This window comes from Paucibacter sp. XJ19-41 (genome assembly GCF_028462495.1).
Lineage (GTDB): Bacteria > Pseudomonadota > Gammaproteobacteria > Burkholderiales > Burkholderiaceae_C > Roseateles_E.
On sequence record NZ_JAQOWX010000022.1, the window covers coordinates 46,137 to 59,745 of the forward strand.

11 protein-coding genes, 1 pseudogene and 1 riboswitch are annotated in these 13,609 nt (G+C 66.2%); of the genes and pseudogenes, 6 read left to right on the forward strand and 6 right to left on the reverse strand.

Going from position 1 to position 13,609, the window contains the following annotated elements:
• Position 1 precedes the first annotated feature (1 nt).
• On the forward strand, positions 2-1,531 hold the full coding sequence (locus tag PO768_RS08230; protein WP_272645670.1) for a 3-hydroxyacyl-CoA dehydrogenase: 1,530 nt from the start codon (positions 2-4) through the stop codon (positions 1,529-1,531).
• Here PO768_RS08230 and PO768_RS08235 read toward each other — a convergent pair.
• Complete coding sequence (locus PO768_RS08235) at positions 1,525-2,385, reverse strand: alpha/beta hydrolase (protein WP_272645671.1); 861 nt, start codon at positions 2,383-2,385, stop codon at positions 1,525-1,527. The two genes, PO768_RS08230 and PO768_RS08235, sit on opposite strands and share 7 nt — an antisense overlap.
• A gap of 227 nt (positions 2,386-2,612) precedes the next feature.
• Here PO768_RS08235 and PO768_RS08240 point away from each other — a divergent pair, with 227 nt between their 5' ends.
• Complete coding sequence (locus tag PO768_RS08240) at positions 2,613-2,933, forward strand: helix-turn-helix domain-containing protein (RefSeq protein ID WP_272645672.1); 321 nt, start codon at positions 2,613-2,615, stop codon at positions 2,931-2,933.
• Positions 2,934-3,102: 169 nt separating this feature from the next.
• Here PO768_RS08240 and PO768_RS08245 read toward each other — a convergent pair whose 3' ends face one another.
• The 3 genes from PO768_RS08245 to PO768_RS08255 form a co-directional block, all read right to left on the reverse strand.
• Positions 3,103-3,936: a putative phage abortive infection protein gene (locus PO768_RS08245; protein WP_272645673.1), complete on the reverse strand. Its 834-nt coding sequence runs from the start codon at positions 3,934-3,936 to the stop codon at positions 3,103-3,105.
• Between the two features lie 24 nt (positions 3,937-3,960).
• A complete protein-coding gene (locus PO768_RS08250) occupies positions 3,961-4,338 on the reverse strand; it encodes a hypothetical protein (protein ID WP_272645674.1) in 378 nt (125 codons plus the stop codon).
• A gap of 261 nt (positions 4,339-4,599) precedes the next feature.
• Positions 4,600-6,243 carry an FMN-binding glutamate synthase family protein gene (locus tag PO768_RS08255; RefSeq protein ID WP_269839106.1) on the reverse strand — a complete coding sequence of 548 codons (1,644 nt, stop codon included), beginning with the start codon at positions 6,241-6,243 and terminating at the stop codon, positions 4,600-4,602.
• A gap of 136 nt (positions 6,244-6,379) precedes the next feature.
• On the opposite strand from PO768_RS08255, the gene sppA reads away from it, so the two are divergent.
• From sppA to metW, 4 genes and pseudogenes are all read left to right on the forward strand, one after another.
• Positions 6,380-8,233 (forward strand): signal peptide peptidase SppA, encoded by a 1,854-nt coding sequence (gene sppA, locus PO768_RS08260; protein ID WP_272645675.1) that lies wholly within the window; start codon positions 6,380-6,382, stop codon positions 8,231-8,233.
• A 97-nt stretch (positions 8,234-8,330) separates the two neighbouring features.
• Positions 8,331-9,902, forward strand: a complete 1,572-nt coding sequence (locus PO768_RS08265) for a methyl-accepting chemotaxis protein (protein ID WP_137944169.1) — start codon at positions 8,331-8,333, stop codon at positions 9,900-9,902.
• A 25-nt stretch (positions 9,903-9,927) separates the two neighbouring features.
• Positions 9,928-10,003: riboswitch (SAM riboswitch) on the forward strand.
• A gap of 48 nt (positions 10,004-10,051) precedes the next feature.
• Positions 10,052-11,182: pseudogene (gene metX, locus PO768_RS08270) on the forward strand (homoserine O-succinyltransferase MetX).
• Positions 11,179-11,763, forward strand: coding sequence for a methionine biosynthesis protein MetW (gene metW / locus PO768_RS08275; RefSeq protein ID WP_137944167.1), 585 nt, complete (start codon positions 11,179-11,181; stop codon positions 11,761-11,763). The pseudogene metX and the gene metW overlap by 4 nt, the downstream one beginning before the upstream one ends.
• 14 nt (positions 11,764-11,777) lie before the next feature.
• Here the strand turns inward: metW and PO768_RS08280 are convergent, their stop codons facing one another.
• Both PO768_RS08280 and PO768_RS08285 read right to left on the reverse strand, forming a co-directional pair.
• Positions 11,778-12,725 carry a succinylglutamate desuccinylase/aspartoacylase domain-containing protein gene (locus PO768_RS08280; RefSeq protein WP_272645676.1) on the reverse strand — a complete coding sequence of 316 codons (948 nt, stop codon included), beginning with the start codon at positions 12,723-12,725 and terminating at the stop codon, positions 11,778-11,780.
• A gap of 54 nt (positions 12,726-12,779) precedes the next feature.
• Positions 12,780-13,609, reverse strand: an 830-nt coding sequence (locus PO768_RS08285) for an MORN repeat-containing protein (protein WP_272645677.1), incomplete at its 5' end; no start/stop codon positions are given.

The following is a 13,609-nucleotide window of genomic DNA, read 5'->3' on the forward strand; positions in this document are numbered from 1 at the left end:
GATGAGCGAGACGAATCAGATCTGGACCGTGGCCGGCAGCGAGCCGGCGCCGATCGGCGTGGTGGGCGCCGGCATCATGGGGGCGGGCATCGCCCAGGTGGCGGCCCAGGCCGGCCACGCGGTGAAGCTGCTGGATGTGCGTGAGGGTGCGGCGGCGGCGGCGATCGCCTCGATCGCCAAGGCGCTGGATGGCTTGGTGCTCAAGGGCCGCATGGAGGCCGGCACACGCGAGGCGGTGCTGGCGCGGCTGAGTCCGGCCACCGCCACCGCCGAGCTGGCCGATGCGGCGCTGGTGATCGAGGTCATCGTCGAGAAGCTGGAGCCCAAGCAGGCCCTGCTGCGCGAGCTCGATGCGCTGCTGGCGCCGGGCGCCATTATTGCGACCAACACCTCGTCGATCAGCGTCACTGCGCTGGCCAATGGCATGAAGAACCCGGCCCGCCTGGTGGGCATGCATTTCTTCAACCCGGTGCCGCTGATGAAGCTGGTCGAGGTGGTCTGGGGCGCCGAAACCGAGCCCGGCGTGGCGCAGGTGATCTACGAGCTGGCCAAGCGCTGGGGCAAGACGCCGGTGCATGCGAAGTCCACGCCCGGCTTCATCGTCAACCGCATCGCCCGGCCCTATTACGCCGAGACGCTGGCCCTGCTGCTGGAGCAGGCCGGCACGCCGGCCGAGCTGGACCGCGCGCTGCGCGGCGCGGGTTTCCGCATGGGGCCTTGCGAACTGATGGACCTGATCGGCCACGACACCAACTATTTGGTGACCCAGTCGGTCTATGACGCCAACTTCGGCGACAAGCGCTATATGCCCTCGCTGGTGCAGAAGGCCCTGGTCGACGGCGGCCGGCTGGGCCGCAAGGTCGGCAAGGGCTTTTACGAGGGCGTGCCGGCGGCGCCGGTCGATGCGGCCGGTGAGCCTGTGGAGCTGCCTCCGATCAGCGTGGTCGGGCGCGGTGCGCTGGTCGAGCGCCTGGCCGACTGGCTGGCGCACAAGGGCCTGAGCTTCAGCCGCGGCGAGTCGGCCGACTGGGCCGGCCTGCAACTCGGCGAGCTGCAGTTGCACCTGACCATGGGCCATAGCGCGGCCGAGCTGGCGCACCAGCGCAAGCATCCGGAGCTGGGCGTGATGGACTGGCCGGTGGCACCGGACCGCGCCGACGCCCTGGCGCTGGCCTTTGCGCCGCAGGCCAGCGAGGCCGCGCAGGCCCAGGTGGCGGCGCTGTGGCGTCGCCTGGGCTGGCAGCCCCTGGTGCTGCGCGATGTGCCGGGTCTTGCCGTCGCGCGCACCGTGGCCATGCTGGTCAACGAGGGGGCCGATGCGGTGTGGCAGGGCGTCTGCGACGAGCAGGGCGCCGACCTGGCGATGAAGCTGGGCGTCAATTACCCGGCCGGGCCTTTCGAATGGCTGGCCCTGCTGGGCGCGCCCATGGTGGCGACCCTGCTGGACGGGCTGTTCATCGCCTATCGCAGCGAGCGTTACCGGGTCAGCCCCTTGCTGCAGCAGCAGCGCTGGCGCACAGCTTCTTACTGAGCGCGGTGGCCGAACAGCTCGGCCAGCGCCTCGCGGTAAAGCCCCTGGCCCACCGCATTGGTGTTGTGGTGCGAGCCGCCCTCGACCAGCACAAAGCGCTTGGGCTCGGGCGCGCGCTCAAACAGCGCCCGGCCGAGTTCGGGCTTGATGACCCGGTCGGCGCTGCCGTGCACGATCAGCACCGGCACCTTGAGCCCGGCGATGCGCTCGCCGGCCTCGAAGCGCTGGGTGATCAACGGGCCCACCGGCAACCAACCCCATTTGTAGCTGCTGGCCACCTCGGGGATCGAGGTGAAGCTGCCCTCGACGATCAGGCCGGCCGCTGCGGTCTGCACCTCGCTGGCCAGGTTCACCGCGATGGCGCCACCCAGCGAATGGCCGAAAATATAGCGCGGCGAGCGCGGATGCTGCGTCGCCAGCCAGTCCCAGGCGGCTCGCGCATCCTCGTAGGCCATGGCCTCGGAGGGCAGTACCTTGCTGCTCTGGCCGAAGCCACGGTAGTCGATACCCAGCACCGAGAAACCCAGCTCCTGCATGCGGCGCATGCGGTTGGCGCTGCCGCGCACATCCCAGCGCGCGCCATGCAGATAAAGCAGCACCGGCGCATCGGCACGCTCGGCCGGTATCCACAGGCCGTGCAGCTTGACCGGCGCACCGCTGAGCTTGGAGTCGAAGGCTATCCACACCTCATCCATGCCCTGGGCCGCCGCCAGCCCGCCGGACCAGGTCCGGTCGCTGGGCTTGAAGATCCACTCGCGCTGCTTCTCGTCCAGCGTGGCACAACCGCCCAGCAGGGCCAGCGCAGCGAGCGCGCCAAGCAGCAGGCGGCGCCAGGAGGGGATGGGCAGGGTCATTGCGGCAACGGCAGGGTGGACGGCAGGATTGGAGGATAGGGTAAGTGCGAATTCCTGTGCTGGCGGGGGTTCACTGTTTGAGTGCGGTATTCCCGTACTATTTGCTAGGCATGAGCCCTGTCGAAATCAAGAATGGGTGTGATATGAGCGNGGTTCACTGTTTGAGTGCGGTATTCCCGTACTATTTGCTAGGCATGAGCCCTGTCGAAATCAAGAATGGGTGTGATATGAGCGGGAAGATTGGCGTTGATGTGGTGGCGCGAGCCATTGAGGCCGATGCCGGCGAGGCGTTGCCCGATCTGCGTCAGGCGCTGAAGGAAGCGCAGGCGGGCGAGGGGCGTGTCACCACGCCCGAGCAGATCCTCGTGCGTCAAGCGCGGGAGAAGTCGGGCTTGACCCAGGCCGCCTTCGCTGAACGCATCGACACACCGGTAGCGACCTTGCGTGACTGGGAGCAAGGCCGCTTCGCGCCACCTGGCGCCGTCGCCTGTCTGATGCGGCTTATCGTCAACCACCCCGAGCTGAGCGGCGAGCTGGCTGCCTCTTGATGGTGCAGGCTGTGCCGCCACATTGCCAACAGCTAGCCGTTGTTCCCGTTCGTTGACCAGTTGGTCCTAGGTGCATTTACGCTGGGCGACGGCTCAACTCCCTTCACCAGATCAGATTTCACGGAGTGAGTTTGCATCCACCGTCACCCGTAATAACATCTCCCAGCCATTAGACCGAACCTTCTGCTGCCCGTGCATAGACCTCATTGGTGCCAAACGCTTGGGCCGGGAATGAGCGAATTTCCTCATTCTCTAGCAGGCTTGGATCTTGAATATTCTCTAGCAACCCAAAAGCGCAGACATGGTCGCTCAATTCCTTGTCGTTTGGGTGCGCCAAGCAGTGCAACAGGAGTAAGACTGCTTCGTGTGGACTAATGGAGGAGCGAATATAGCCGCCGTACTCGTGAGTAGACCTTGGAGCAGATCGGTTGACAAAGCGGCAAATTTGCCTCAAAGCTTCAATGTGCTGACGGAGGATGCCAGAATTGGATGCAAAAAGTAGTAAGTAAGTTTGCGCGTTAGAGAGATTTGCCGCGTGGTCTTCACCTATCTCGATGAGATACTTACCTCCCACGAGTCCTTCATACAGGTGCTGAAAGACGCCTTTTCCTCTGATGATTTGCCCCAATCTTGGTTGGAGCTCGAGTGAGTTGGTCGAGGACGAGTGAAGATTGAGGAGATTAAAAAGTGTTCCTTCAAACTGCTGAAGAGCAAGAAGGTCGCGCTGCCGCCGAAGTTCGCGGCGATTGGACGCAATCTCTCTGCCTTGAAGGATTAATGAGAGAGAAACCCCGAATACTGCCAGGCCGGAGAACAGCGCATTTAAGGCTCCAAATGAGTCACCGAATTGTGCTAGTTTTGCTGCATTCGTGACATCTCTTGTTGAGAATGCAAAGGACAGAAGGAGTGGGTATGTTATCCAAGCAAGAACGACGAAAATTATGGCAGCCGCTGCGAGCCCAATGGCCCATTTCGTTCCGTTATCTTGCTCGAGCATTGGCATGGGAGCAGCCCTGCTGTTGCTTTATTAGGCTGCAAGTAGATCCCGCTGAGGGCTGTTGCTCCACGATCCACAAGCCCTACGACCATTTTCTACTTGAGTCATTACCCCCTCGTCACTTAACGGAGATGGGTCGGACTCAATTAGCCTTTTCTGAGCTTCGGTGAGCGAGTTGACCTGCTGGCAAAGTCCTACCAAGTAAAGCGCTACACCCTTGTACTGACTCGATCCATAGACGATGCAGACCTTCACTACCTGATCCGCCCAGCCGGGCGCAATGAAGGCGAGTTTGCTGTTCGTCTGGACTCCGGCCAAAGACAAGACCTCAAGGATCTGCTTTTTTACCTGTTTAGTACTGCGGCGTGCTGCCTTCTGGCAACAAAAGGCATTGCAGCGTTCAATCATGGTAAGCCCCCTAGTTGTGTCGTTACCGAATTAGTCTATCGTCAGTCCTTCAGATTTTTTGTGTCGGCTACGCGACTCGATATAGGGGTTTGTGCGGGGATTTACCGGATTAGCGCCTCCTTGCCCGCTGTCCGGACCTGTGCTCGAGTCCGATCTTGTCCTCCGGTCAATATGCCCCTTTCTAGCTGCCGGGGTCCCCTGTAATGTGCAATTACGCGGCGAGCACTCCCTGTCTCCTTCAAGGCTCAGTGCCGCATACCCTCAACTCGCCGGCCCCACCGCCCCCTGCGCCGCAAAGCTGTGCGCGCTGGCCAGCGGCCAGTAGATCTTGAATACATTGCCGGGCAGGTCGCCGGCCAGCAGGCTGCCGGGCTTGATGAAGGGCAGCAGATTGGCGAGCAGCCGGACTTCGTGCTTGTTGATGCGGTGGACGATGTGGGCGGCGCAGATCTCGCTGGGATGGTGCAGGCCGGCGGCTTGTACCAGCTCGCGCAGGGCTTCCAGGGTCAGCTGGTGGAAGCGGAACACGCGCTCGGCCTTGTCGGGCACGATCAGGGCCTGCTGGCGCTGCGGGTCCTGGGTCGTGACGCCGGTGGGGCAGTGGCCGGTGTGGCAGGTCTGGGCCTGGATGCAGCCCAAGGCGAACATGAAGCCGCGCGCCGAATTGCACCAGTCGGCGCCCAGCGCCATCATGCGCGCGATGTCGAAGGCGCTGATGACCTTGCCGGCGCAGCCTATCCTGATCTTGTCACGCAGATTCAGGCCGACCAGCGTGTTGTGCACCAGCAGCAGACCCTCCTGCAGCGGCGCGCCGACATGGTCGGTGAACTCCAGCGGCGCGGCGCCGGTGCCGCCCTCGGCACCGTCGACGACGATGAAGTCCGGCACGATGCCGCTCTCCAGCATGGCCTTGGCGATCGCGAACCACTCCCAGGGATGGCCGATGCAGAGCTTGAAGCCGGTCGGCTTGCCGCCGCTGAGCTGGCGCAGCCGTTCGATGAAATGCAGCATCTCCAGCGGCGTGCCGAAGGCGCTGTGCGAGGCCGGCGAGATGCAGTCCTCGCCGATATTGACGCCTCGGGCGGCGGCGATCTCGGCGGTCACCTTGGGGCCGGGCAGCACGCCACCATGACCGGGCTTGGCGCCCTGGCTGAGCTTGAGCTCGATCAGTTTGACCTGCGGGTCGCGGGCATTGAGCTCGAAGCGCTCGGCGTTGAAGCTGCCGTCCTCGTTGCGGCAGCCGAAGTAGCCGGAGCCGATTTCCCAGATCAGGTCGCCGCCGTGCTGGCGGTGGTGCACGCTGATCGAGCCCTCGCCGGTGTCGTGGGCGAAGCCGCCGCGTCGGGCGCCGGCGTTCAAGGCCAGGATGGCATTGGCGCTGAGCGCGCCGAAGCTCATCGCCGAGATGTTGAAGACGCTGGCTTCGTAGGGCTGGGCGCGGTCGGCACCGATCAGCACGCGGAAGTCGTGGCTGGGCAGCTGGGTGGGTTGCAGCGAATGGTTGATCCATTCATAGCCCAGTGCGCCGACCTCCAGCTGGGTGCCGAAGGGGCGCTTGTCGGGCTCGCCCTTGGCGCGCTGATAGACCAGCGAGCGCTGCTGGCGCGAGAACGGCGCGGCCTCGTTGTCGGCCTCCAGAAAGTACTGGCGGATTTCGGGGCGGATGAATTCCAGCATGAAGCGCAGATGGCCGATCACCGGATAGTTGCGCAGCAGCGAGCGCTTGGTCTGGCGTACATCGGCCAGCCCCACCAGGCTCAGCGAGCCGAAGATCACGACGGCCAGTCCGTCGACGCCGTCCAGCACCCAGGCGATCGCGCTGATCAGCGTGGCGATGATGCACAGCAGCCAGGCGCTGTAGCGGATCGGGAAATGGTGATCGAGTCGGAGCAGCCAAGCGGGCATGGGGGAGCCTTTGCAGTCGCCAATCCTGGCATGCTAAGCGCTGTCGTGCCGGCTGATCGCGCGAGCAGGGCGGCTTTGACCACCCTGCCTACAATCAATTCGACCGGGCCATGCCCGCAACCAGGGATCCCACCACATGATGTCCATCCTCCGCCCGCTGGGCTGGTTCTTCTCCAAGCTCTGGTGGCTGCTCGACGCCAGCCGGCGGGCCTTGCTGAATCTGCTGTTGCTGGCCCTCTTGGTCGGCCTGATCGTCGCGCTCGCGACCCGCGGGCCGAAGCCGCTGGAGGACAAGACCACGCTGGTGCTGGACCTGAAGGGTCGGCTGGTCGAGCAGTATTCGGGCTCGGCGCGCGACCAGGCGATGGCCCAGCTGCAGGGCCAGTCGCCGCAGGCCCAGACCCGGCTGCGCGATGTGTTGCAGGTGCTGGAGGCGGCGGCCACCGATCCGAAGATCTCGACGGTGCTGCTGGCGCTGGACGACTTTGGCGGCGGCGGCCAGGCCGGGCTGCGCGAGGTGGCGGCGGCGCTGGAGCGTTTCAAGAAGGACAGCAAGAAGCCGGTGCTGGCCTATGCCGGTGGCTACGACCAGCGCAGCTACTTTCTCGCGGCGCGTGCCGACGAGGTCTATATGCACCCGATGGGCATGGCGATGATGGAGGGCTTCGGCCGCTATCGCAACTACTACAAGGACGCGCTGGAGCGCGTCGGCATCGAGCCCAATGTGATACGGGTCGGCACCTACAAGAACTTCGGCGAGCCTTACTTCGCCAACGCGCCGTCGCCGGCGACCTTGGAGTCCGACGCCTATCTGTACGGTGATCTGTGGGCCCGCTACACCACTTCCGTCGAGACGGCCCGCAAGCTCGACAAGGGGGCGGTGGCGCGGGGCCTCGAGGAGCTGCCGCAGCGCCTGCAGGCGGTCAAGGGTGACACGGCCCAGCTGGCGCTCAAGGAGCGCCTGGTCGACGGCCTGAAGACCCGCGACCAGATCCGCGCGATGCTGATCGAGCGCGGCGCGCCCGACGAGAAGGCCAAAAGCTTCCGCCAGATCTCGCTGGCCGCCTATCAGGCCATGCTGAAGCCCAGGACCGAGGGCGCGGTGATCGGTGTCGTCGTGGCCGAGGGCGAGATCGTCGACGGCGAGGCCGGCCCCGGCAAGGTCGGCGGCGACTCGACCGCCCAGCTGATCCGCCAGGCGCGCGAGAACGAGGACATCAAGGCCCTGGTGCTGCGCGTCAACTCGCCTGGCGGCAGCGCGGTGGCCTCCGAGATCGTGCGCCGCGAGCTGGAGCTGACACGGCAAGCCGGCAAGCCGGTGGTGGTGTCGATGGGTGATGTGGCGGCCTCGGGCGGCTACTGGATCTCGATGGCGGCCGACCGCGTGATCGCCGACGCCAGCACCGTGACCGGCTCGATCGGCGTGTTCGGCATGCTGCCGACGGCCGACAAGCTGCTGGACAAGCTGTCCATCCACACCGGCGGCCACACGACGACCTGGCTGGCCGGCGGCGGCTATGACCCGCGCCGCCCGCTCGACCCGCGCATGCGCACCGCGGTGCAATCGGCCATCCAGCACATCTACGACGACTTCACCGGCAAGGCCGCCGCCGCGCGCAAGAAGCCGGTGGCCGAAATCGATGCGGTGGCCCAGGGCCGGGTCTGGACCGGCGCCCAGGCGCTGGAGCGCGGCCTGATCGACCAGCTCGGCAGCTATGGCGACGCCGTCAAGGCCGCCGCCGCGCTGGCCAAGCTGGAGGGCGAGCCGCGGCTGAGCTATGTGGAGCGCGAGCGCGGCCGCATCGAGCGGCTGCTGGATGGGCTGGGTGAGGTCGTCGGCGAACAGGTGGCCGGCGCCGTGCGCGCCCAGCTGGGCGGGTTGGCGCTGCCGGCCCAGGCGGCGGCGGGCGAATTGGCCTGGCTGGCGACGCTGGGCACGCAGGGCCGGCCGTTCGCGGCCGTCGTCCATTGCCTGTGCACGGTGCCCTGAGATCGATAGGATTCAAGCGCAGCTGCTGATCGGCCGATAAACAACGACCGGCCGGTACAGCGCCGGGGCAGCGACGGCATTGTTCGGAGGAGCAGACATGATGGATCTGACGGTCTGGATGCGGAGCTTCACGATCCGCACGCGCATGCTGGGGGCCATCGCGATGGTGCTCGGCATGTTTGCCCTGGTGGGACTCACCGGCTTGCTGGGCGGACAGCGGCTCAAGTCGCTGAACGCCGACTTCATGGAGCATGCGGTCCAGGAATTGACCCAGCTCTCCCAGATCCGCAGCGCGCTGGCCGATGTGCGCCTGCTGGAAAAGGAGATGGTGATCAATTACGAGGACGGCGTCGCGGTGCTGAAGGCGCGCGAGAGCTGGGAGGCGGCGATCAAGCGCACCAGTGCCGGCCTGGCCGCGCTGCAGCAGGGCGAGGACGACGCGGACAACGCGCTGGCGCGCGAGGCGAGCGCGCTGATGGCCGAGTACAACAAGGCCTCGCAGCCGGTGCTGGCCCAGATCCAGGACGGCGGCTTCGACACCGCCAAGGTGGCCGACCGCATGATGGGCCGGGCCAAGACGCATATGAGCGGCGTCGAGGAGCGGGTCAGCAAGATCGCCGCCATCATCGAGCAGGAGGCGCAGGACACCCAGGTCGAGTTCAACGCGGCGATGCTGAAGATCAGCTATGTGTTCCTGGGCGTGCTGGCGGTCGTGGTGCTGCTGGTGGTGCCGCTGACCCTGCTGAACTCGCGCACCATCACCAGCCCGATCAGCTATGCCCGCACGGTGGCGCAGGCGATCGCGGCGGGCGATCTGTACCGGCAGATCCGGGTCGAGGGCCGCGACGAGGCGGCCGAGCTGCTCGGCTCGCTCAACAGCATGCAGGACTCGCTGCGCCGCCTGGTGGGCCAGGTGCGCGAGTCCACCCAGCACATCGAGAGCGCCAGCGTCGAGGTGGCGGCCGGCAACCAGGACCTCAGCGAGCGCACCGAGCAGGCGGCCTCGAATCTGCAGAGCACCGCCAGCTCGATGGAGCAGCTGACCGGTGGCGTGCGCCAGAGCGCCGATGCGGCGATGACGGCCAAGCAGCTCGCGACCTCGGCCGCCGAGGTCGCGCAGCGCGGCGGCACCGTGGTGTCCGAGGTGGTCTCGACGATGGACCGCATCAACCAGAGCTCGCGCCGCATCGGCGACATCATCGGCGTGATCGATGGCATCGCCTTCCAGACCAATATCCTGGCGCTGAATGCGGCGGTCGAGGCGGCACGCGCCGGCGAGCAGGGCCGCGGCTTCGCGGTGGTGGCCGGCGAGGTGCGCAGCCTGGCCCAGCGCAGTGCCGAGGCGGCCCGCGAGATCAAGCAGCTGATCGGCGCCAGTGTCGACCAGGTCGATGCCGGCTCGCAGCTGGTGCAGGACGCCGGCAAGACCATGGGTGAGATCGTCGCGTCGGTGCAGCGGGTCAGCGACATCATCGGCGAGATCGCTGCCGGCACCTCGGACCAGAGCCAGCGCATCGGCCAGGTCAACCAGGCCGTCAACCAGCTCGATCAGATGACGCAACAGAACGCCGCGCTGGTCGAGCAGTCGGCCGCCGCCGCCGAGAGCCTGCGCGAGCAGTCGCAGCGCCTGGGCGCGGCGGTATCGCAGTTTCATCTCGACGCCACTTGAGCTGCCCGGCGCATTATTTATACTTCGCAGCGATAGCGCCGATTTGTTCCGGATTGCGGGCGCTCTACAAATGCAGCTAAACAGGGCGCTCCAGACCACCGGCGTCCGTCACAGCTAGCGGCGCCGGTTTTGTTTTTTGGAGAGTTCTGATGGGAAGTGTCGGTCTGGTCGAGGCGCAGCGGCTGTCGTTTGCCCAGCCGCTGCCGCTGCGCAGCGGCGCCGAGTTGCGCGACTATGAACTGGTCTACGAGACCTATGGGCGGCTCAATGCCGACAAGAGCAATGCGGTGCTGGTCTGCCATGCGCTGAACGCCAGCCACCATGTGGCCGGCAGCTATGCCGGCCAGGACAAGAGCGAGGGCTGGTGGGACAACCTGATCGGCCCGGGCAAGCCGCTGGACACCGAGCGCTTCTTCGTCATCGGCATCAACAACCTCGGCTCCTGCTTCGGCTCGACCGGGCCCATGCATGGCAACCCGGCCACCGGCCGCGTCTACGGCGCCGACTTCCCGGTCGTCACGGTACAGGACTGGGTCGATGCCCAGGCCCGCGTGCTGGACCAGCTGGGCATCACGCAGCTGGCCGCCGTGCTGGGCGGATCGCTCGGCGGCATGCAGGCGCTGGACTGGTCGCTGCGCTACCCGGAGCGCCTGCGCCACTGCATCGCGATTGCCACCGCGCCCAGCCTGTCGGCACAGAACATCGCCTTCAACGAGGTGGCGCGCCGCGCCATCATCACCGACCCCGATTTCCACGCCGGGCATTTCTACCAGCATGGCGTCCTGCCCAAGCGCGGCCTGCGGGTGGCGCGCATGATCGGCCACATCACCTATCTGAGCGACGATGTGATGGAGCAGAAGTTCGGTCGCCAGATGCGCGCCGCCGAGCTGGGCTATTCGACCCAGGATATCGAGTTCCAGATCGAGAGCTATCGGCGCTACCAGGGCGACAAGTTCAGCGAGTATTTCGACGCCAACACCTCTCTGCTGATCACCCGCGCGCTCGACTACTAGGACCCGGCGCGCGAGCACGGCGGCGACCTGAGCCGCACCTGTGCCAGCGCGCGCTGCAAATACCTGCTGGCCAGCTTCACGACCGACTGGCGCTTCGCGCCGGCCCGCTCGCGGGAGATCGTCAAGGCGCTGCTGGACAACAAGCTCGATGTGTCCTACGCCGAGATTGATGCGCCGCATGGGCACGATGCCTTTCTGCTGGAGGATCCGCGTTATCACGGGGTGTTGAAAGCCTATTTCCAGCGCATCGCGGGAGAGCTGCAATGAGCGCGCAAGGGGTGATGGAACAGATTGCGGCCCTGGTGCCCGAGGGCTCGCGGGTGCTGGACCTGGGCTGCGGCACCGGCGAGCTGTTGGCGCATCTGCAGAAGACGCGCGGCTGTACCGGCTATGGCGTCGAACTCGATGACGCCAATCTGCTGGAGTGCGTCAAGCGCGGCGTCAACGCGATCCAGCTGAACCTGGAAGAGGGGCTGTCGATCTTCGAGGACCAGAGCTTCGATGTGGTGCTGCAGCTGGAGACCCTGCAGCATCTGCGCAATACCGAGCTGATGCTGCGCGAGACCGCGCGGGTGGGCCGCATCGGCATCGTCAGCTTCCCGAACTTCGCGCATTGGCCGAACCGCCTGCAAGTGCTGTTCGGCCGCATGCCGGTGACCAAGGTGCTGCCCTACGAGTGGTACGACACGCCCAATATTCGCGTCGGTACCTATGCCGACTTCGAGGTGCTGGCACGCAAGAACCGCCTGCGCATCCTCGACAGCTTCGGCATCCAGCAAGGCCGCGCGGTGCGCAGCCGGCCGAATCTGCTGGCCAGCATGGCGGTGTTCAAGTTCGATAGGGGGTAGGCCGAAGCCGGCCCTCAATCCTCGAAGCGCCCCAGCCTCACCATCGTATTGCCCGGCTTGCCGTGCTTTTGCGTCGGCATCACCAGCACGGTGTTGTCGTAGGCGGTCTTGAAGACCGTGTCGCCGTCCTGCGCGAATGCGGTGCCGGCTTTCGGGATCACGTCGAGCCCGCGCACCGGGAACAGGAAATGGAAGTCGCCGCTCAGTGCGGTGATCGCTTCGTTGACGCGTATCAGGTGCTGGCGCTCGGGCAGCGGCAGGCGCAGACGCGGCTCGGCCCAGGCGGCGTCGACGATGCCGGTCAGGCGCAGGAAGCGCACGACGCTGTCGATGGCCACCGCCGCCGAGGCGGCTTCCCAGTGCTGGCCGCATTCGATCAGCAGGGCATTCTTCGCACTGGCCGGGTCGCCGAAGCCGCCGCGGTCGCGCATGCGCAGGCCCGAGGGATGGCCGGTGTCGATCAGCAGATCGCCGGGCATGCCCAGCTGGCGCGCAAAGGCCGCACCCTTGTCGAGCAGGCCGCAGACCATCAGCGGGCGGCAGGCATCCTGCATCGAATGGATGTCCAGCAGCAGATCGGCGGCGTCGACAAAGGGCCGCAGCGCACGCGCACGGCGCAGCTCCAGCGAGTCGCGCGGGCCGTCCAGCGGGGCGTCGGCCCACACGCGGTTCCGGTCTTCGTCGACGCAGCGCGAGGCATTCGGATCGGCCGGGTCGAAACGCCGGTAGGCCTCGACATTGGCAAAGCTCAGGATCAGCTTGCCGGCTCGTGGGGCCAGGTCTTGCTGGAACAGCCAGTCCAGCGCGATCGCGCCGCACAGCTCGTTGCCATGGGTCAGGGCCTGGATCATCACGGTGGGCCCGGCGTGGCCGGAGTCCAGCACATGGACATGGTCGACACCGCTGGCGCTGTGGCGATAGACGCTGATGTCGGGCGGGCTGAGTTCGATCAAGGCAGGCATGGCGGCGGTGCGGCGGCGCAAAACTGCATCATGCCTGCTCGGCACGGGCTTGACTCACTCCTTGCGCTTGAGTGTGCCGTGGTCGGTCTGCTCATCGTTATTGAACTCGCCCTCCCAGCGGTCGCCATTGGCCCAGCTGAACAGGCCCTGGCCATGCTTGGCGCCGCTGCGCCATTGGCCGACGTACTTGTCGCCGGAGGCCCAGACATAGACACCCTGGCCGTGGCTGGCGCCGCGCTCGAAGCCGCCCTGGTAGTCGTCGCCGCCGGCCAAGCGCCTGCGTCCCTGGCCATGCGGCTGGCCGTCGGCGAGATCGCCCTCGTAGCGGTTGCCGTTGGCGAAGCGCAGCGTGCCGCGGCCATGGGGCTTGTCGCGCACCCAGTCGCCTTCATAGACCTGGCCATTGGCCCAGCGGTAGCTGCCACGCCCGTGCGGCACGCTGGCGCTGATCTGGCCCTGGTAGCTGTCGCCGCTGGCGTAGTCCATGCGGCCCTCGCCCTCGGGCACGCCGTTGACGACACTGCCCTCGAATTTGTCACCGTTGGCGAAGCGCATCTGGCCGTGGCCGGTCGCCTTGTCGGCCACCCACTGGCCCTGATAGCGCTGGCCGCTGGCCCAGATCAGCTCGCCCTGGCCATGGCGCTGGCCACGCAGCAGCTCGCCGATATAGACGTCGCCGTTGGCCCATTCGACCCGGCCATTGCCGCTGACGACCTGACCCTCCTCGCGCACGAACAAGCCCTGATAGCGGGTGTCGCCGGCGCGGATGTCGATCTGGCGCGCGGCGGCCGGCGGCTCGGCCGGTGCCGCTGCCTGGGCCGCGCTGCTGAGCTTGCCGAGTGCCGAGCCCAGCCCTGCCAGCAGCCCTGGGCCGTTCGGCGGCC